At 63.7% G+C, this 17,763-nt stretch carries 18 protein-coding genes and 1 pseudogene; 13 read left to right on the plus strand and 6 right to left on the minus strand.

Annotated features, from left to right (window positions below; translation table 11 throughout):
* The first annotated feature begins 134 nt into the window (after positions 1-134).
* From ACN8M7_RS12225 to ACN8M7_RS12255, 7 genes are all read left to right on the plus strand, one after another.
* Positions 135-701 carry an antibiotic biosynthesis monooxygenase gene (locus ACN8M7_RS12225; protein ID WP_490260939.1) on the plus strand — a complete coding sequence of 189 codons (567 nt, stop codon included), beginning with the start codon at positions 135-137 and terminating at the stop codon, positions 699-701.
* Positions 702-1,018: 317 nt separating this feature from the next.
* Positions 1,019-1,729 carry a dihydromonapterin reductase gene (folM, locus tag ACN8M7_RS12230; protein WP_490260940.1) on the plus strand — a complete coding sequence of 237 codons (711 nt, stop codon included), beginning with the start codon at positions 1,019-1,021 and terminating at the stop codon, positions 1,727-1,729.
* Positions 1,730-1,751: 22 nt separating this feature from the next.
* Positions 1,752-2,312 (plus strand): GTP cyclohydrolase I FolE, encoded by a 561-nt coding sequence (gene folE / locus ACN8M7_RS12235; protein ID WP_490260941.1) that lies wholly within the window; start codon positions 1,752-1,754, stop codon positions 2,310-2,312.
* Positions 2,312-2,683 (plus strand): dihydroneopterin triphosphate 2'-epimerase, encoded by a 372-nt coding sequence (gene folX / locus ACN8M7_RS12240; protein WP_037003250.1) that lies wholly within the window; start codon positions 2,312-2,314, stop codon positions 2,681-2,683. Before folE ends, folX begins: the two co-directional genes overlap by 1 nt.
* Positions 2,684-2,758: 75 nt before the next feature.
* Entirely contained in the window at positions 2,759-3,052 is a 294-nt protein-coding gene (locus ACN8M7_RS12245; protein WP_490260942.1) for a DUF1244 domain-containing protein, read from the plus strand.
* Positions 3,049-3,390: a HopJ type III effector protein gene (locus ACN8M7_RS12250; protein ID WP_490260943.1), complete on the plus strand. Its 342-nt coding sequence runs from the start codon at positions 3,049-3,051 to the stop codon at positions 3,388-3,390. The genes ACN8M7_RS12245 and ACN8M7_RS12250 overlap by 4 nt, the downstream gene beginning before the upstream one ends.
* A 162-nt stretch (positions 3,391-3,552) precedes the next feature.
* On the plus strand, positions 3,553-4,140 hold the full coding sequence (locus tag ACN8M7_RS12255) for a putative glycolipid-binding domain-containing protein (protein ID WP_490260944.1): 588 nt from the start codon (positions 3,553-3,555) through the stop codon (positions 4,138-4,140).
* A gap of 35 nt (positions 4,141-4,175) precedes the next feature.
* Here ACN8M7_RS12255 and ACN8M7_RS12260 read toward each other — a convergent pair whose 3' ends face one another.
* From ACN8M7_RS12260 to ACN8M7_RS12280, 5 genes are all read right to left on the minus strand, one after another.
* Positions 4,176-4,505, minus strand: a complete 330-nt coding sequence (locus ACN8M7_RS12260) for an AzlD domain-containing protein (protein WP_490260945.1) — start codon at positions 4,503-4,505, stop codon at positions 4,176-4,178.
* Positions 4,505-5,215, minus strand: a complete 711-nt coding sequence (locus ACN8M7_RS12265) for an AzlC family ABC transporter permease (protein WP_490260946.1) — start codon at positions 5,213-5,215, stop codon at positions 4,505-4,507. Before ACN8M7_RS12265 ends, ACN8M7_RS12260 begins: the two co-directional genes overlap by 1 nt.
* A gap of 63 nt (positions 5,216-5,278) precedes the next feature.
* Complete coding sequence (locus ACN8M7_RS12270; protein ID WP_490260947.1) at positions 5,279-6,088, minus strand: PAS domain-containing protein; 810 nt, start codon at positions 6,086-6,088, stop codon at positions 5,279-5,281.
* Positions 6,088-6,750, minus strand: coding sequence for a response regulator (locus tag ACN8M7_RS12275; protein ID WP_061237693.1), 663 nt, complete (start codon positions 6,748-6,750; stop codon positions 6,088-6,090). Before ACN8M7_RS12275 ends, ACN8M7_RS12270 begins: the two co-directional genes overlap by 1 nt.
* Positions 6,747-7,856, minus strand: coding sequence for a sensor histidine kinase (locus ACN8M7_RS12280; RefSeq protein ID WP_490260948.1), 1,110 nt, complete (start codon positions 7,854-7,856; stop codon positions 6,747-6,749). Before ACN8M7_RS12280 ends, ACN8M7_RS12275 begins: the two co-directional genes overlap by 4 nt.
* Positions 7,857-8,156: 300 nt before the next feature.
* On the opposite strand from ACN8M7_RS12280, the gene ACN8M7_RS12285 reads away from it, so the two are divergent.
* From ACN8M7_RS12285 to ACN8M7_RS12310, 6 genes and pseudogenes are all read left to right on the plus strand, one after another.
* Complete coding sequence (locus ACN8M7_RS12285; protein ID WP_490260949.1) at positions 8,157-9,527, plus strand: trimethylamine monooxygenase; 1,371 nt, start codon at positions 8,157-8,159, stop codon at positions 9,525-9,527.
* 98 nt (positions 9,528-9,625) lie between these two features.
* Positions 9,626-11,971: a trimethylamine N-oxide demethylase gene (locus ACN8M7_RS12290; protein WP_490260950.1), complete on the plus strand. Its 2,346-nt coding sequence runs from the start codon at positions 9,626-9,628 to the stop codon at positions 11,969-11,971.
* Positions 11,972-12,489: 518 nt separating this feature from the next.
* Positions 12,490-13,065, plus strand: a pseudogene (locus ACN8M7_RS12295) (PAS domain-containing protein); the annotation flags it as partial.
* A 262-nt stretch (positions 13,066-13,327) separates the two neighbouring features.
* Positions 13,328-14,698 carry an ammonium transporter gene (locus ACN8M7_RS12300; RefSeq protein WP_061237688.1) on the plus strand — a complete coding sequence of 457 codons (1,371 nt, stop codon included), beginning with the start codon at positions 13,328-13,330 and terminating at the stop codon, positions 14,696-14,698.
* A 55-nt stretch (positions 14,699-14,753) separates the two neighbouring features.
* Positions 14,754-14,933 (plus strand): hypothetical protein, encoded by a 180-nt coding sequence (locus tag ACN8M7_RS12305; RefSeq protein ID WP_037048173.1) that lies wholly within the window; start codon positions 14,754-14,756, stop codon positions 14,931-14,933.
* A gap of 427 nt (positions 14,934-15,360) precedes the next feature.
* The gene (locus tag ACN8M7_RS12310) at positions 15,361-17,016 is read left to right on the plus strand and encodes a methyl-accepting chemotaxis protein (protein ID WP_061237687.1); all 1,656 of its coding nucleotides are present in this window, start codon (positions 15,361-15,363) and stop codon (positions 17,014-17,016) included.
* Positions 17,017-17,066: 50 nt separating this feature from the next.
* Here ACN8M7_RS12310 and ACN8M7_RS12315 read toward each other — a convergent pair whose 3' ends face one another.
* On the minus strand, positions 17,067-17,753 hold the full coding sequence (locus ACN8M7_RS12315; RefSeq protein WP_490260951.1) for a type 1 glutamine amidotransferase: 687 nt from the start codon (positions 17,751-17,753) through the stop codon (positions 17,067-17,069).
* Between the last annotated feature and the right edge of the window lie 10 nt (positions 17,754-17,763).

Below are 17,763 nucleotides of genomic sequence, written 5' to 3' on the forward strand. Positions count from 1 at the left end.
CCATCAGCTGGCGCTGGCTAATTTCCGCAAAACGGGAATAATCCTTGCTGCATTGTTCGTCGAGCACAGCACCCCGTGTTCGACCACGCCCAACGCCATACCCCGGCTGACGGCAACACCCGAGGAGATACACAATGTCCCCTGTAACCCTGATGGTGGCGCGCCGCGTCGCCAATGGCCGTTATCACGACTTCATCGCCTGGCTGCGTGAAGGCGAACACCTGGCCACCGACTTCCCGGGCTATCTCGGCTCCGGCGTACTGGCACCACCAGCCGGTGACGACGAATTCCAGATCGTTTTCCGTTTCAGTGAAGAACAGACCATGGCCTCCTGGGAGCATTCCGCCTCACGCCAGGCCTGGCTGCAGCGTGGTGCAGGGCTTTTTGCGCAACCGCAGGAAAAGCGCGCAGTCGGCCTCGACGCCTGGTTCGGCAGCGCCCACCGCCAAGCGCCACGCTGGAAGCAGAGCGTGGCGATCTGGCTGGCGTTCTTTCCGGTATCACTGGCGTTCAACCTGCTGCTGGGCCCTTGGCTCGCCGACTTGTCACTGGTGACCCGCGTACTGTTGTCGACGCTGGCCCTGACGCCACTGATGACCTATCTGTTCATCCCGCTATCCACGCGCCTGCTGGAGCCTTGGCTGCTGGGCAACCAGCCGCAGCGCTTGAACAGGCGAGCCGTAAGCATCGGCAAATCCTGATCGCCCCCGCCCCCACCGAATCGGCCAGCCCAGCGCTGGCCGATTTCGTTGCGCAGCCACCAACACCTATACAAAACACACATAACGTACAGGTAACGTACAAATAAACACCGCTCAAACATCCCTACAAAAAGCCTTGAAACTCAGACAAATAGGCCTATCCGCTGATCCTGACGGCAAAACCACATGGCCCGCATGGTTGTACAACCTGCAGCTCTGGTATAGCTTTGTCCGACGATTGACCAACATCGCCTGCCACGGCCAGGTATTGCAGGGGCGCAAGCGCCCTGCCCTCCCATGTCTCACACGAGTTGCACATGAGCGCTGCCAGCTTCCCCATTCTGATCACCGGCGCCGGCCAGCGGGTCGGCCTCCACTGCGCCGAGCGCCTGCTCGACGCGGGCCAGCCGGTGATCATCAGCTACCGCCAGGAACGCGACAGCATCGCGCGGCTGCGTGAGCGCGGCGCCATCGCCGTGCAGGCCGACTTCAGCGATGAGACGGGAATTCTGACCTTCATCGAGCAGATCAAGGCGCAGTGCAGCGGCCTGCGCGCAATCGTGCACAACGCCTCGCAGTGGCTGGCCGAAACACCCGGCGAAGAGGCCGATGCCTTTCGCCAACTGTTCAGCGTGCACATGCTGGCGCCCTATCTGATCAACCTGCACTGCAGCGATCTGCTGCTGCAGTCGGCCCAGGCCGATATCGTTCACGTAAGCGATGACGTGGTGCGCAAGGGAAGTGCCAAGCGCCCGGCCTACTGCGCCAGCAAGGCCGGCCTGGAAAGCCTGACGCTGTCGTTCGCCGCGCGCCTGGCGCCACGCATCAAGGTCAACACCATCGCGCCGGCCTTACTGATGTTCAACGCCGACGATGACGACGCCTACCGCACCAGAACCCTGGCCAAATCGGCGCTGGGCATAGAACCCGGCCCAGAGGCCTTCTACCAGACGTTGCGCTATCTGCTGGACACCCCCTACGTAACCGGAACCACCATTACCCTCAACGGCGGCCGCCACCTCAAGTGAGGCGACCGCTCAGGACCCTGCCATGAGCCAACCACTTTCCCAGCAATATCGCGAAATTCTTCTAGGCCTCGGTGAAAACCCGGAGCGCGAAGGCCTGCTCGACACGCCCAAGCGGGCCGCCAAGGCCATGCAGTATCTGTGTCATGGCTACCAGCAATCGCTGGACGAAATCGTCAATGGTGCGCTATTCGAGTCCGACAACGACGAGATGGTGATCGTCAAGGACATCGAGCTGTACTCGCTGTGCGAACACCATCTGCTGCCCTTCATCGGCAAGGCGCATGTCGCCTACATTCCTACCGGCAAGGTGCTCGGGCTGTCCAAGGTGGCGCGTATCGTCGATATGTACGCGCGGCGCCTGCAGATCCAGGAGAACCTCACCAAGCAGATCGCCGATGCCATTGCCAGCGTGACCAACGCCGCCGGCGTCGCGGTGGTGATCGAAGCCAAGCACATGTGCATGATGATGCGTGGCGTGGAGAAGCAGAACTCGGTCATGAGCAGCTCGGTGATGCTTGGCGCCTTACGCGAGTCCTGCAACACTCGCCACGAATTTCTGCAATTGATCGGACGGAACAACTAATGCCGCGACTGGAACCCGGAATGGCGCGCATCCGCGTCAAGGACCTGCGCCTGCGCACCTACATCGGCATCAAGGAAGAAGAGATCAACAACAAGCAGGACGTGTTGATCAACCTGACCATCCTGTACCCGGCCGTCGATGCCGTGCAGGTCAACGACATCGAGCATGCGCTCAACTACCGCACCATCACCAAGGCGATCATCGCCCATGTCGAGGGTAATCGTTTCGCCCTGCTCGAACGCCTGACCCAGGAAATCCTCGACCTGGTCATGACCCACCAGGCCGTGCGTTACGCTGAAGTGGAAGTGGACAAACCCCATGCCCTGCGTTTCGCCGAGTCGGTATCGATCACCCTCGCCGGCCATCGCTGACAGCCTCTCCTGGCGGCTTGTCGCTCCCCGGCGAGGCTCTTATCATCGCGCCACCCAATCCCCGGAGAGCCCACCATGACCGAGCAAGAACGCCTCGAGCTGGAAGCTGCAGCCTTTCGCGCACTGGTGCAGCACCTGCGCAGCCGTCCTGACGTGCAGAACATCGACCTGATGAACCTGGCCGGCTTCTGCCGCAACTGTCTGTCCAAGTGGTACAAGGCCGCCGCCGACGACCTCGGTGTCGACGTCAGCGCCGACCAGGCCCGCGAGACCGTGTACGGCATGCCCTATGCCGACTGGAAGGCCAAGTATCAGAAAGAGGCCTCTGCCGAGCAGAAAGCCGCATTTGCCAAAGGAAAGCATGAATGACCGCTCTCAACGCGCTGCGCAGCCGTCTGCAGCAGGACGACTACGCCTTCAGTGAAACCCTGGCCTTCGTCGCCGAGCACTATGACTATCAGCCCAGCGCCTTCCGCAACGGTGACGTGGAGAACGCGGCCGGACAGAACGAAGGCTCCTGCAAGACGCTGGGCCTGGCCCTGCTGGAAGGGTTCAGCCAGGACGAAGCGCTGCGCGCCTTCGGTGAGCACTACCGCAGCGTAGTAGCCACGCCGCAAGGCAGCGATCACGGCAACATCCGTGCGCTGATCAACCATGGTCTGGACGCCGTGAAGTTCGAGCAGCAACCGCTCAAGCCGAGAGTTTGAAGCTGTAGCGCAAAAAACTGCGCAACTGTCAGCAAAAGCTGGCAGACATCACATTGCTATCGTTTTATGCTGCGCGCACAAACAACATGGAACACGAGGGAACGTGTTCTGCGCGCAGTAGCCGCCTTCCCTCCTGTTTCGCGCTCGGCATGGAGTCGACCGATGCAGCAAACCCTGGTATGGAAACCCTGGTACACCCCCGGCGTGGAAACCCTGCGCCTGAGCCAGGATGCCAATGGCATCCACGCTACCAGCCACCTCATGCAAGTCATCAAGGGCGACAGCATCGTTGCCAATTACCTGATTGATTGCGACCCACGCTGGCGCTTCCGCCGCCTCTGGCTGAAGGTCGACAACCACGGTCAGCGCAACCTGTGCCTGCAGCGCGATCTGCGTGGCAACTGGCTGCTCAATGGCGAACCGCGCCCCGACCTGCAGCAATGCCAACACGTCATGCTCTCGGCCTCGCCTTTCACCCACACGCCAGCCCTGCAACGCAGCGCACTGGAGACCGGGCAGAGCGAGGAAATGCAGGTCGCCTATATCGACATGCTCAGTCTCAAGGTGGAGTCACGCCAGCAGCGCTATCAATGCCTGCGGCGCCGCCCCGGTGAAAGCCTCTACCGCAGCCAGGCCGAAGGACGCGCGCAGGCAGAGCTGAGCGTCGACGACCAGGCGCTGCTGCTCAAGGCCGACGAACACTACCTGCGCCTGAGCCAGCGCGAGCTGAAGGTCAGCGCGCTGGTGTAGAGGGCCTCAATGCACGATGCGGGTGCCGCCCATCTTCAGATGGGCAGTTGCCCGACCGCCCAGCGCAGCAGAAAGAACACCAGCAAACCACCACCAATGGTCGCCAGCAGATGCCGGGTACAGGCGGCAATGGCGATGGCCGCCACACCCGCCAGCAGATAGGCATTGTTCCAGCTCAGCATCCAGTTCTGTCCATCCGGCATCAGCATGCCGGGTATCACGATGGCCGTGAGCACGGCAGTCGGTACGTAATGCAGCCCTTGCCTGATCAACGGCGGGAAACGCAGATCAGGGAAGGCGAAGAGGCTGTAGCGGGTGATGAAGGTGATCACCAGCATGCCCAGAATCAGCAACCAGATATCCATCAGACCAACTCCTCCTGCAGCGCCGGATTGCGTCGTTCCAACCACACGCCGACGACGATGCCACTGGCCGCAGCCGCCATCAGCCCAAGCTTGTAGGGCAAGGCATGACACAGCAGCGCCACGGCGCCAGCGACCAGAGCGGCAGCCACTTGCGGCTGGTTGCGCAGCATCGGCACGACGATGCCGATGAAGGTCGCCAACATCGCGAAGTCCAGCCCCCAATCAGCGATATTTGGCACCGCCTGGCCGAACAGCACGCCAATCAGCGTGCACAACTGCCAGTTGCAGTACATGGCCAGCGCCGCGCCAAGAAAGTACCAATGGCGATAGACCCCCTGATCGCCCCGCGCATAGCGCTGCACCACCACCGCATAGGCCTCGTCGGTGAGCCAGAAGGCCAGCGGCATGCGCCAGCGCTTGGGCAGATGACGCACGTGGGGCTGCATGCTGGCGCTGTACAGGGCGTGGCGCAGATTGACCACCAGGGTGGTCAGCAGCACCACGGCGATGCCGACACCACCGCTCAGCAGGCTGATGGCGATGAACTGCGCCGAGCCGGCGAAAACCAGCAGGGACATGCCCTGGGTCTGCCAGGGATCGAGCCCGGCAGCGCCTGCCAGGCTGCCGAAGATGATGCCGAAGGGAATCGCGCCGAGCAGCATGGGCAGCATATCGCGGACGCCGTGGGTGAATTCGTGTTGACGGGACATGGAACCTCCTTGGGACGGCGAGCTTAGCCAAACGCCCCAGGCAGGTCTTGAACGTTCTTGCTCTCAGTAAAAGCCCGCGACCACCTCCTGCAGATACGCCGATTCGCCATCGCGCGGCATGACCACCCCCTCGAGCCCGAGCAGATCGCCGAGATCCGAGTAGATCCCCCGGCCACGCTCGCTGACCGCCTTCTCGCTGCCGTCGGCGCACAACAGGCGATAGTCGAAGCTGAACGGCCGCGCACTGCGCACGCCCTCCTGGACGAGACGCCAGATGCGTCCGCGATCCTCGGGATGGATCAGGCTGTTGAAGGTCAGGCTCTGGCTGTCGACCAGCGCGTGTGGTGCGTAGCCAGTCAGCTCCAGGCAGCCGGCGCTGAGGTACTCCATGGTCCACTGCCGATTGTTGCGGCAGCGGTACACCATCAGCGGCAGGCCATCGAGCAGGTTGCTGAGGCTGCGATAACCTGCCTGCAGCTGCTGATTACGCGGCACCTGGGCACTGATGTCGGCCAGGCTGGCCACGTAGCCACCCGTGCGCCGCACCAGCCGGGCCTCGACCCAGTACAGCTCACCACCACGGCCGAGGTAGCGCAAACTGCCGATCCACGGCGGCATCCCCACACTCAGGTCGTGCATGGCCTGCTGCCATAGCCCCCGATCCTCGATATGCAGAAACTCGCGGTGATCGAGGCCCAGGCAATCGCGCACGCGATGTCCGCTGAGCACTTCCCAGCCACGATTGCCGCGCACCATTGCCCCGGACTCATCCAGCTGAATTAGCGCCACCGGCAGCTCATCGAAATCCGGCGTACCGATGGCCCTGGCAAGACGGCCACGCAACGGCCCCAGGCATTGCTTCAGCCACTCCATCACGACTCTCCCATGCCATCGCTCAGGTTCATACGATGCGCCCAGGCTGCCAGCTCCAGGCGCGAGCGCAGGCTGAGCTTGCTCAGCAGATGCTTTACGTAGATCTTCACCGTGCCCTCGCTGATGCCCAATTGACGGGCAATCAACTTGTTGCTGAAGCCCTCGGTGATCAGCACCAGGGTCTGCCGCTCGCGCTCGGTCAGCTCGACGCGCGGCGCCTCGCGGCAAACTGCGCGCTCACGCATGCCGCCGGCCAACAGCGCCGAGAGCGCCGGATCGAGCCGCGCCTGCCCGCTGGCGCAGGCCGTGACCGCTTCCAACAGCTCCTCCGGCTCGCTGTCCTTGAGCAGATAACCATCGGCGCCGGTGCGCAGCGCGGCGAGCAGGTCGTCACGGGCAGCCGAAGCGGTCAGCACCATGACCCGACTGTCCGGCAGATCCAGCTTGAGCGCATGCAACGTATCCAGCCCATCCAGACCGGGCATGTGCAGGTCGAGCAGGATCATGTCCGGCAGCAGACGCCGTGCCAGCTCGATACCCGAGGTACCGCTGGATACGCTGCCAACCACCCGAAATGCCCCGGATGCTTCGAACAGCTCCGCCAGCCCTCGTCGTAACAGCGGGTGGTCATCGATCAACAGCAGGCTGAAAGGCGCGTTCATGTTCGTCCCCACTGCAGGCGTACGCAGGTGCCCTTGCCAGGCGACGACTCGATGGCCAGCTGTGCGCCGATGGAAGCCGCTCGTTCACGCATGATGTTCAGGCCGAAATGCCCTTCTTCTGGCGGCATCGGTGGCAACCCGACACCGTCGTCATGCACCTCCACCACCACACCGCTGCCCTGCGGCCACAGACGTATCGACACCTGCCTGGCATGTGAGTGGCGCACGACATTGGCCAGCGCCTCACGCACGATCTGCAGCACCTGCAACTCCACCTCGCTCGGCAGCGAATGGGCGGGCAGGCGATTATCCAGGCTGAAGACGCAGCCATTGCTGCGCGAGAACGCCTCCACCGAGGCTTCCAGTGCCTGGCGCAGGGAGTGGCCGTCCATGGTCAGTCGCGCACTGCTGATCAGCTCGCGCACCTGCCGATGCATGACCCGCAAGCCCTCACGCAAATCATCGAGCATGACATCGGCCGCCGCGTGCTCTCGCTGCTCCAGCACAGCCTGCAAGCGGCTGGCCCGAATCTGCAGGTAACTGAGCTGCTGCGCCACCGAGTCGTGCAGCTCACGCGCCAGTACGCCACGCTCGGCGCTCAGTTCGCGCCGACGCAGGCGCCGCTCCTCGGCGAAGGCCTGCAGGGCCTCTGCCAACGGGCGAGCCATCTCGCGCAGGCGATCACGCTGCCACAACTGCGGACGGCGGGCGAAATCCACCTGCAGCACAGCGCTACGCCCCTGCTCCTGATAAAGGCCGGCCAGAGCACGATAGCGGCCCTGAGACAGGCACCCGGCACAAAGCTTCACAGCACCTGGCAGCGGCAGTTCATCACCGTGCCCGGGGCAGTCGCCTGCCTCCAGAGCGGCCGGTGTTCCCAGGTAGCGCCAGCCCGGCAACCCCTGCTGCGGCAACCACAGGTTGAGCGCGGCAGCATCGAGCGCGCGCTGCAGTTGCGGCAGCAGCTCCAGTAGCGGTGCATCAGCTCCGCCCTGCTGCAACAGGCGCAGGGGCAAGGCGGCGAGCGCCTGACGATAGGCCGGCGCTGCCGGCACGCCTCGTGGCCGACGCTCGGCCAGGAAGGTCCGCAATAGCAACTGGAGCATGCGCTCTCCACCAAGGCAGGTGATGGTCAATGGAACCAGCAATTTCCATGCCCCAGGGCGTTCGGTAAAAAACACCATAAAGAAAGATTATTTCCCGAAGAGAAACAAAAACACTCACTCAATTGCACCAGCGAGAGGCCTTCCTGCCCCGCAGCGGGGCAACGACAGGCGGCCAACTATCTCCAACGAGGTATCTCTTCAGAGCGAATTGCAGGGAGGCGCCAAGCCCGTATCGTATTTCTCAACAGGAACTTTTATTTCCTTAAAGTCATTAGAAATGATCGACACGGGAGACTCTCCATGACCACTCGCATCGCCATCATCGGCGCCGGCCCCTGCGGCCTGGCTCAGCTTCGCGCCTTCCAGTCCGCCGCCGCCAAGGGCGCGCAGATTCCCGAACTGGTCTGCTTCGAGAAACAGAGCGACTGGGGCGGCATGTGGAACTACACCTGGCGCACCGGTCTGGACGAGCACGGCGAGCCGGTGCACGGCAGCATGTACCGCTACCTGTGGTCGAACGGGCCGAAGGAATGCCTGGAGTTCGCCGATTACACCTTCGACGAGCACTTCGGCCGGCCGATGGGCTCCTACCCGCCGCGCGAAGTGCTGTGGGACTACATCAAGGGTCGCGTCGAAAAGGCCGGCGTGCGCCAGTACATCCGCTTCAACACCGCCGTGCGCGGGGTCGCCTTCGACGAGGCCAGCGGCCAGTTCGAGGTCACCGTGCACAGCTACGACCAGGACCTCACCAGCAGCGAACACTTCGACTACGTGGTGGTCGCCAGCGGCCACTTCTCCACCCCCAACGTGCCTTACTTCGAGGGTTTCGAGAGCTTCGCCGGACGCGTGCTGCATGCCCATGATTTTCGCGATGCACTGGAATTCAAGGGCAAGGACGTGCTCATCGTCGGCGCCAGCTACTCGGCCGAGGACATCGGCTCGCAGTGCTACAAGTACGGCGCACGCTCGATCACCAGTTGCTACCGCAGCGCACCGATGGGCTACAAGTGGCCGGAAAACTGGGAAGAGAAACCGTTGCTGAGCCACGTCCAAGGCAGCACCGCGTTCTTCGCCGACGGCACCAGCAAGCACGTCGACGCCATCGTCCTGTGCACCGGCTACAAGCACCACTTCCCTTTCCTGGCCGAGAACCTGCGGCTGAAGACCGACAACCGCCTGTGGCCGCTGAACCTGTACAAGGGCGTGTTCTGGGAGGACAACCCCAAGCTGGTCTACCTCGGCATGCAGGACCAGTGGTACAGCTTCAACATGTTCGACGCGCAGGCCTGGTACGCCCGCGACGTGATCCTCGGACGTATCGCCCTGCCCGACCACGCCGCCATGCACGCCGAGGACCTGGCCTGGCGCGAGCAGGAGCTGACCCTGAAGAACGCCCAGGAAATGTTCGAGTACCAGGGCCAGTACATCCAGACCCTGATCGACGCCACCGACTACCCCAGCTTCGACATCGCCGCAGTGAACCAGACCTTCCTCGAGTGGAAGCACGACAAGTACGACGACATCATGGGCTACCGCAACAAGTGCCACCGCTCGCTGATGACCGGCACCCTGGCCACGCCGCATCACACCCCCTGGTTGGAAGCACTGGACGATTCGCTCGAAGCCTACCTTTCCGATGCGCCACAGACGGCCATCAAGGCCGTGGGCTGAGCCCCCTGCCAGCCTGCGCACGCCCCCTGCCAGCCTGCGCACGCCCCCAGGGTGCGCCATGCGCACCGGCAGCAATCACAAGAACCAAGGTGCCCTGCATGCAGATGCCCGTGATTTCCCGGCCGCACGAGCCGGCGCTGTTCGCTCGCGCTCCCGGCCTGGAGCGCCATCGCGTCGCCCCGGGCGGGCTGACGGTGATCGCTCTGGAGCCGGGCGACCGGATCGAGGTGATCGACCTCGAAGGTGACCAGCACGCCGAGCTGCTGGCTTTCGACGAAACGGGCCGCGAGGCGCTCGCTGCTCTCGGCCTGCGTTCCAGCCCTGGCGCCGATTTCATTGCGCGCCTGCTCAACGATGGCAGTCGTGAATCGCAGCACGTCGTCAGCGGCCTGGGCAAACGCCATATCGATTCCCGCCACCTGCCCACGGCCGCATGTCTCTGGCAGCCCGCTACGCCCGCCGGCTTCAGCCGCAGCCTGAGCGCCAGCGCGGCGCTGCTGGTGATAGTCGCGGCGCCCGGCGGCGCGGTCACCGTGGACAGCCAGCAACGCGCCAGCGAGCTGCGCCTGCTCATCCACCGCGCCACCCCCTCGAGCCTGCTGATTCCCAGCCTGCCGGCGCCGCTCGGCGAAGTGGTCGACGAATTCACCATCGCCCCTGGCACGGCGCGTGACTACATCGTCGCGCCGGGTCAGTACATCCAGGTGATCGACGTCGCCGGCCGGCAGTGCTCGGACTTCGTCGCCTTCGACCGCCATGGCCTCGACGCCGGCCGCGAGATCGACCTGGACCCCACCGTCACCCGCACCCTGAACGGCAACGCCTATCCCGGCCCGGGCCTGTTCAGCCGCTTCTTCGATCGCGACCTGCGGCCGATGCTGGAGGTGGTGCGCGACACCGTCGGCCGCCACGACACTTTCGCCCTGGCCTGCAGCGCACGCTACTACGAGGCGCAGGGTTACTTCGGCCACGCCAACTGCAGCGACAACCTCAGCCGCGCGCTCGCCGCCCACGGCGTGCAGGCGCGGCGCGGCTGGCCAGCGATCAACTTTTTCTTCAATACCGGAATCGATGCGCACCAGCAGCTGACCCTGGATGAACCCTGGTCGCGCCCCGGCGACTACGTGCTGCTGCGTGCCCAGCGCGAGCTGGTGTGCGCCAGCAGCTCCTGCCCGGACGACATCGACCCGGCCAACGGCTGGCAGCCAACCGACATCCATATCCGCCTGTATGCCGACAAGGAGCGCTTCAGTATCGCCATGGCCAACCGCAAGACGCCCGACGCCGACCCAGTGCTGACCCGCGAAAGCGGCTTCCATCCGGGCACCAGCGCCCTCACCCGCCAGTTCGTCGACTATCGCGGCTGGTGGACGCCCACCCAGTTCGACGGTTACGGCACGCTGGCCGAATACCACGCCTGCCGCGAACGGGTGGCGGTGATGGATCTGTCCGCCCTGCGCAAGTTCGAGGTGCTCGGCCCCGACGCCGAAGCCCTGCTCAACCTCTGCCTGACCCGCGACGTGCGCAAGCTCAGCGTTGGCCAGGTGGTGTACAGCGCCATGTGCTATGAGCACGGCGGCATGCTCGATGACGGCACGCTGCTGCGCCTGGGGCCGGACGCCTTTCGCTGGATCGGCGGCGAGGACTTCGGCGGCGACTGGCTGCGCCAGCAGGCCGAGAAGCTGGGCATGAAGGTGTGGATCAAGTCCGCCTCCGAGCAGATCCACAATATCGCCGTGCAGGGCCCGCTCGCCCGCGAGCTGCTGCGGCAGATGATCTGGACGCCCGGCACTCAACCGAAGCTGGAGGAGCTGGGCTGGTTCCGCTTTCTCATCGGTCGCCTCGACGACTACGGCGGTGTGCCGTTGATGGTCTCGCGCACCGGCTACACCGGCGAGCTGGGCTATGAAATCTGGTGCCACCCCAGCGATGCGATGGTGCTCTGGCAACGCCTCTGGCAGCTCGGCCAGCCGCTGGGCCTGGCACCGCTCGGCCTGCACGCGCTGGACATGCTGCGCATCGAGGCCGGGCTGATCTTCGCCGGCTACGAGTTCAGCGACCAGACCGATCCGTTCGAGGCCGGCATCGGCTTCTGTGTGCCGCTCAAGAGCAAGCAGGACGACTTCATCGGTCGCGACGCCCTGCTGCGGCGCAAGGCGCACCCCCTGCAGCAGTTGGTAGGCCTGGAGCTGGACGGTAACGAGCCGGCCGCCCACGGCGATTGCGTGCATGTCGGCCGCGCTCAGGTCGGCGTCATCACCAGCGCCACACGCTCGCCGGTACTGGGCAAGAACATCGCCCTGTGCCGCCTGGCAGTGGACTACTGCACGCCCGGCACGCGGCTGGAGGTCGGCAAGCTGGATGGCCAGCAGAAACGCATCGGCGCCACTGTCGCTGCCGGCACCGTGGCCTATGACCCGGACAAGAGCCGGGTCAAGGCCTGAGGTCGGCATGCCGCGAGCACCGTGCGCGCTGCCGCGGCTTTTGGAAAGAGAATTGCTAGGGAACCGGGCAGCGGCTGCCAATCAGGAGGGCAGCCCTCAACGACCCCGAGGAGGATCGGCCGATGTGGTTCAGCAATACGACCCGAAACCTGGCCAGTGAACTCAATCAATGGCTCGAACACCTGCTCAGCCAGCGTCCGCCGGCAGGCGAACGACCGCACCTGCAGCAGCAACCGCAATTGCTCGGTAGCCTGCAGCGTCTGCAGCGCGACTGGGAGGAGCTGCAGCGCATTCGTCAGCACAGTGAGCAGCAACCCCCGCCGCCCTGCAGCGCAGCCGAATACGCGGCCCTGCAACAACGTCTGGCCCAGGCCGAACAGCAATGCGCCCTGCTCGATGACGAACTGCGAGCCAGCCATGCACAGAACCAGAATGTCGCCGCCGAACGCGCGCAATGGGATGAGGAACGCCAGGTCTGGGAACTGACCAAGCGCACCCTGACCGAAGGCTGCTGGGCCATGAATGTGGTGGACGGCGACCCCGACCACCCGCAGAACCTGATCCGCTGGTCCGAGCAGTTTCGCGAGCTGATCGGCTACAGCCGCGCCGAATTCCCGGACGGCTGGGAGAGTTACTTCCAGGTGGTCAATGCCGATGACCTCAAGGCCGTGATGCAGGCCTTCAACGCCTCGATGGTGGACAGGAGCGGCGACGGTTTCTATGCCGTGGAGTACCGCATGCGCCACAAGACCCGTGGCGAAGTCTGGTACCGCGAGCGCGGCCGCTGCCTGCGCGATGCCCAGGGCAAGCTGCTCTACGTCACCGGCGCGGTACGCGAGATCACCGATGAAAAAGCCGCCGCCAGCCTGCAGGAGCGCGAACAGGCCAGCATTCAGGCCACCTACGGGCAGATCGCTCAGGTCGCTGGCGTGATCAAGGGCATTGCCGAGCAGACCAATCTGCTGGCCTTGAACGCCGCCATCGAAGCCGCGCGTGCCGGCGAGCAGGGCCGAGGTTTCGCCGTGGTCGCCGACGAAGTGCGCAACCTGGCACGGCGCACCCAGGAATCGGTGCAACAGATCCAGGGCATGTTGCAGAAAAACCCATGACAACGACCCATTTTCATGCGCGATGCCAGCGAGATGAACACAAAGGGGGCATTTTTTAACCGGATGTTTCCAAGCGATCCCAGCCTTTGGCCCGCGGGCCAGCGAGCCGCCTTCTGGCACAAGGATTGCCTATTCATTCAGGGAACTTTTTATAACTACAGATAAATAACGCGCCTGTATGGCGTCCACCTGAAGTCCCACTGCCAAGACCGACCGACATTCCAAGAACAGTATCGAGGATTGATAGATGGAAGAGCAGAAGACCCCCACTCTGGAGGAGCTACAGGCTCTGATAGAGATGACCAACACCCTGAATATGGAAATATTCTACTGGTGGTGTATCGCCCTGATGATCTGCATTCATGTGGGCTTTCTCTCCTACGAGATCGGCGCGTCTCGTCTGAAGAATGCACTGGCCGCGGGGGTTAAGAACATCCTCGCCTTCGGTTTCATCGTGCCCAGCGTGTTCCTGGTCGGCTGGGCGGTCTACAACGGTTTCCCGGACGGCATCGTGCCGCGCATGGACGCCATTCTCGCCGGCATGCCCTGGAGCCAGTCCATGGGCCCGAACATCAGCGATAACGCCACCGGTATCTTCTGGGCCGCCTTCGCCATGTTCGCCGCCACCACCGGTTCGATTCTCTCCGGTGCGCTGATCGAACGTACGCGCATGAGCGCCTTCATCATCATGACCATCTTCCTCGGCGGCTTCCTCTGGCTGCTGGCGGCCTCCTGGGGCTGGCACCCGGAAGGCTGGCTGACCGTCAAATGGGGCTTCCATGATGTCGGTGCGGCGGGCTGCGTGCACATGATCGCCGGCTTCTTCACCCTGGCGGTGGTGATCAACCTCGGCGCACGCATCGGCCGCTTCAACGCCGATGGCAGCGCCAACGCCATCGTCGGTCACAGCATGCCGATGAGCGTGGTCGGCCTGATGCTGATCATCGTCGGTTTCTTCGGCTTCCTCGGCGGCTGCATCATCTACAACTCGGGCGCACAGTGGATCAACATCTACGGCCAGCCGACCAACCTCTCGGCGTTCGCCTTCAACACCCTGATGGGCTTCGCCGGCGGCCTGATCGGCGCCTACCTGACCACCCGCGAGCCGTTCTGGATGATGTCCGGCGGCCTGGTCGGCATCATCTCGGTAGCCCCGGGTCTGGACCTGTACCACCCCGGCCTGGCCTACCTGATCGGCATGGGCGTATCGGCCACCGCGCCGCTGATCAACAACCTGCTGCTCAAGTTCAAGCTCGATGATGCCGTCGGTGCCTTCGCCGTGCATGGTTTCGGCGGCTTCGCCGGTATCGTCATCAGCGGCATCTTCCTGGCCGGTTACCCGAACGTGAACGGCATGCCGGAGATCAGCTTCTTCGGCCAACTGGGCGGCGCTCTGGTCATGGCAACCCTGGGCTTCGTCCCCGGCTACCTGATTTCCTATGCACTGAAGAAGGCCGACCTGCTGCGCGTCCCGGCGCATGCCGAAGAACGTGGCCTGGATCTGACCGAGGTGCCAGCCCAGGCCTACCCGGAATGGGCTTCGATGTATGGCCCGAGCAGCAGCGTCGGCGGCAGCGAGCCGGCAGCGCTGGCCACCGCCACGCCGAAGTCGGCCTGAGTCTTTTTTGTAGCCTGGCCGCTCAAGCGGCCAGCCCTATCGCGAGGAACGCAGCATGAGCATCACTACCTACGAAGGCGCCAGCGCCGTATTCACCTTCGCCGACAAGCCGGCCATCCTGGTTTTCATCAGCTTGCTGGTGGCCGGCGTCAGTCTCTACGCGCTGATCGCCACCATGATCCACGAGAAGCACAGCTACGCCCTGCCGGACGAAAAGCTGCCCAAGCTCAAGTAAGGCCATGGCCGGCGGCGCTCGCCGCCGGCCATCTCCAGATCACTCAAGCGCCAGCCAGTCCCTCCCCTCGCGCGCCCGCATCGCTCCCAGACAGCGGCTCTCGGAAATCGCCTCGTCCACATGCCATATCGCGACCCTAAAGAAGCGAAGCGGCATACCGATATCTATCCTAAGCTCAAGTCCAATCATCTTGATCCATTTGCTGAGCGCCACGCAGAGCGAGACTCAAGCCCAGCAAGCCACAACCACACCAGGCAATGACAGCTGACCACAGTGCGAGTCAGCCAAGGAGCGCACCTTCAGACGACAACCTCGTTAGGGACATACGGTTAGACGCAGGATGCACATAAAAATAAAACGCAGCCATCGCTCTTGCGTACATCAAAACAATCCGCACAAACGCGTCATATCCCTAAAGGGTGCCTCTATGCCGTCTACCGCAACTGGCTTCTCGATCCGCACACTGCTGTACGCCAGCTATGGCTCTCTGCTCGCCCTGTTGCTGCTGATAGCAGGCGTCTCGCTCTACAACCTCGCGGCATCGGACGAAGACTTCTCCATCTACATCAACGGGATAGAGACTCGTAAAAAGCTGGCTAACCAGCTCAGTGACGCCGTCAGCGACAGGGCCATCGCACTGCGCAACCTGGCTCTCAACAGCGAGCCGGCAGAGCGTGGGGCGCAGCGTGACTTCATCGCCCAGAAAGAGAAAAGAGTCGTCGACAGTCTCGCCGCCTTGCGCCAGGCAATCACGACCCACAAGGACGTTTCAACAACAGGGCACGAGCTGCTCGCACGCATCGAACAACTGGAAGCACGCTACAGCGAGGTCGCGCACAGCATCGCCGAGCACCTGTTCAACGGTGAAGACGTGGAAGCGAAACGCATGGTCAAGGAGCAATGCACGCCTCTACTTGAGGAGTTGACCGGCACCCTGGAGGGCTATCTCAAGCACACCACCGAGATTGCCGACCAACGCTTGAGCGAAAACGAAGCGCACTACAAGGAGGAGCGCAATATCCTCATTCTGATCACGGCGATCAGTTTCATACTCGCCGCCCTGCTCGGCCATTTGATCAGCCGTAAACTGCTGCGCGCTCTGGGCGCCGAACCAGGCGACCTGAACCGCATCGCCCAGCGTGTCGCCGAAGGTGACCTGCGGACGATGGAAGCCGCCGTCAACAGTGCGGAAAACAGCGTACTTGCCGCCCTGCTGCGCATGCAGCAGAACCTGCGCCAGGTCACCCAGGGCATCGATGCCTCATCACGTACCGTGGCTCACTCCAGCCAGGAATTGAGCGAGTCGAGCCTGCGCAACGCCGAAAGCGTGGCCCAGGCTCAGCGCGAAGTGGAGCAGATCGTCACCGCCGTGCACGAAATGGCGGCGACCGTGCAGGACGTGGCGCGTAGTGCCGAAACCGCCGCCCAAGCCGCCAGCGAGGCTGACGAGGCCGCAGCGCAAAGCCAGCAGAAAGCCGGGCAGGCAGTGAACCTGATCGGCGAACTGGCACAGGTGATCGACAATTCCAGCGAGGCCATGGGACGCCTGAAAGCCGAAAGCAGCAATATCGGCAGCGTGCTCGACGTGATCAAGTCAGTGGCCGACCAGACCAACCTGCTGGCCCTCAACGCAGCCATCGAAGCGGCCCGTGCCGGTGAGGCCGGGCGCGGCTTTGCCGTGGTAGCCGACGAGGTACGCAGCCTGGCCCGGCGCACCCAGGAGGCCACCACCGAGATCGAAGGGCTGATTGCCAGCCTGCAGAAGATCGCCGACGAGACCGCGCGCTACATGGAACGCTGCCAGAACTCCAGTTCGCAGTCGGTTTCCGGCGTGTCCGAGGCTGGCGAGGCGGTGGCCCGCATCGTCAGCATGATCGAACGCATCAACGGCATGAACCAGCAGATCGCCACGGCCGCCGAGCAGCAGAGCGCGGTAGCGGAAGAGATCAGCCGAGGCATCGTCTCGGTACGCGACAGCACCGAGCAATCGGCCTCCGCCTTCCAGCATGCACAGCAGGAAAGCGAGAGCCTGGCGCGCACCAGCGAAGCATTACGCGGAAACATCGCGCACTTCCGCCTCTGACGCCGCTCGCTGGCGCGGCCTGCCCAGGCCGTGTCAGCGACGCCCGTTGGCTAGCCGAGCAGGTAGTCCAGTACCTGCGCCATCAACGCATTGCCTGGCTCATAGCGCTGCGCCTCGGCTGCCAGTTGGGTGGGTGTCTGCACCCAGGGGCCTGGCTCGAGTTCATCAGCGCATTGGTGCAACAGATCCGCCACGATCGCAGGCGTCATCTCCGGGTGGCACTGCAGGCCGATCACCCGCCGCCCGAGCTGAAACGCCTGATGCCGACAGGCCTCGCTGGAGGCCAGCAATCTGGCGCCTTCGGGCAGCTCGAAGGTTTCGCCGTGCCAGTGCAGCAGCTCGATACGGTCGGGAAAGACGAAGCTGTCCTCGCCCGCCGACTCGGCCCGCCACACCGGAAACCAGCCAATCTCCGTCACTGCGTTAGGCTGCACGCGAGCGCCAAGCGCACTGGCGATCAACTGGGCGCCCAGGCAGATACCGAGCACCGCTACTCCAGCGTCGATGGCCTGGCGCAGGAAGGCCTTCTCCTCGATCAGCCAGGGCAACTCGGCTTCATCATTGACGCTCATCGGCCCGCCCATGGCGACGATCAGATCGCAGCTACAGGGGTCTGGCAACTGAGCATCCGCCTCGAAGAAACGGGTGTAGCGCACAGTAGCGCCGCGCGCCTGCAACCACTCGGCCATGCTGCCGACATCCTCGAAGGGTACGTGTTGCAATACCTGCACGCGCATGACGGATTCC

It is taken from the genome of Pseudomonas spartinae (assembly GCF_965197125.1).
Classification (GTDB): domain Bacteria; phylum Pseudomonadota; class Gammaproteobacteria; order Pseudomonadales; family Pseudomonadaceae; genus Aquipseudomonas; species Aquipseudomonas composti_A.

Bases quoted from the DNA above. Each gene is read 5' to 3' on its own strand.
- ACN8M7_RS12225 (WP_490260939.1), top strand. From the start codon at position 135: ATGTCCCCTGTAACCCTGATGGTGGCGCGCCGCGTCGCCAATGGCCGT.
- folM (WP_490260940.1), top strand. From the start codon at position 1,019: ATGAGCGCTGCCAGCTTCCCCATTCTGATCACCGGCGCCGGCCAGCGG.
- folE (WP_490260941.1), top strand. From the start codon at position 1,752: ATGAGCCAACCACTTTCCCAGCAATATCGCGAAATTCTTCTAGGCCTC.
- folX (WP_037003250.1), top strand. From the start codon at position 2,312: ATGCCGCGACTGGAACCCGGAATGGCGCGCATCCGCGTCAAGGACCTG.
- ACN8M7_RS12245 (WP_490260942.1), top strand. From the start codon at position 2,759: ATGACCGAGCAAGAACGCCTCGAGCTGGAAGCTGCAGCCTTTCGCGCA.
- ACN8M7_RS12250 (WP_490260943.1), top strand. From the start codon at position 3,049: ATGACCGCTCTCAACGCGCTGCGCAGCCGTCTGCAGCAGGACGACTAC.
- ACN8M7_RS12255 (WP_490260944.1), top strand. From the start codon at position 3,553: ATGCAGCAAACCCTGGTATGGAAACCCTGGTACACCCCCGGCGTGGAA.
- ACN8M7_RS12260 (WP_490260945.1), bottom strand. From the start codon at position 4,505: ATGGATATCTGGTTGCTGATTCTGGGCATGCTGGTGATCACCTTCATC.
- ACN8M7_RS12265 (WP_490260946.1), bottom strand. From the start codon at position 5,215: ATGTCCCGTCAACACGAATTCACCCACGGCGTCCGCGATATGCTGCCC.
- ACN8M7_RS12270 (WP_490260947.1), bottom strand. From the start codon at position 6,088: ATGGAGTGGCTGAAGCAATGCCTGGGGCCGTTGCGTGGCCGTCTTGCC.
- ACN8M7_RS12275 (WP_061237693.1), bottom strand. From the start codon at position 6,750: ATGAACGCGCCTTTCAGCCTGCTGTTGATCGATGACCACCCGCTGTTA.
- ACN8M7_RS12280 (WP_490260948.1), bottom strand. From the start codon at position 7,856: ATGCTCCAGTTGCTATTGCGGACCTTCCTGGCCGAGCGTCGGCCACGA.
- ACN8M7_RS12285 (WP_490260949.1), top strand. From the start codon at position 8,157: ATGACCACTCGCATCGCCATCATCGGCGCCGGCCCCTGCGGCCTGGCT.
- ACN8M7_RS12290 (WP_490260950.1), top strand. From the start codon at position 9,626: ATGCAGATGCCCGTGATTTCCCGGCCGCACGAGCCGGCGCTGTTCGCT.
- ACN8M7_RS12300 (WP_061237688.1), top strand. From the start codon at position 13,328: ATGGAAGAGCAGAAGACCCCCACTCTGGAGGAGCTACAGGCTCTGATA.
- ACN8M7_RS12305 (WP_037048173.1), top strand. From the start codon at position 14,754: ATGAGCATCACTACCTACGAAGGCGCCAGCGCCGTATTCACCTTCGCC.
- ACN8M7_RS12310 (WP_061237687.1), top strand. From the start codon at position 15,361: ATGCCGTCTACCGCAACTGGCTTCTCGATCCGCACACTGCTGTACGCC.
- ACN8M7_RS12315 (WP_490260951.1), bottom strand. From the start codon at position 17,753: ATGCGCGTGCAGGTATTGCAACACGTACCCTTCGAGGATGTCGGCAGC.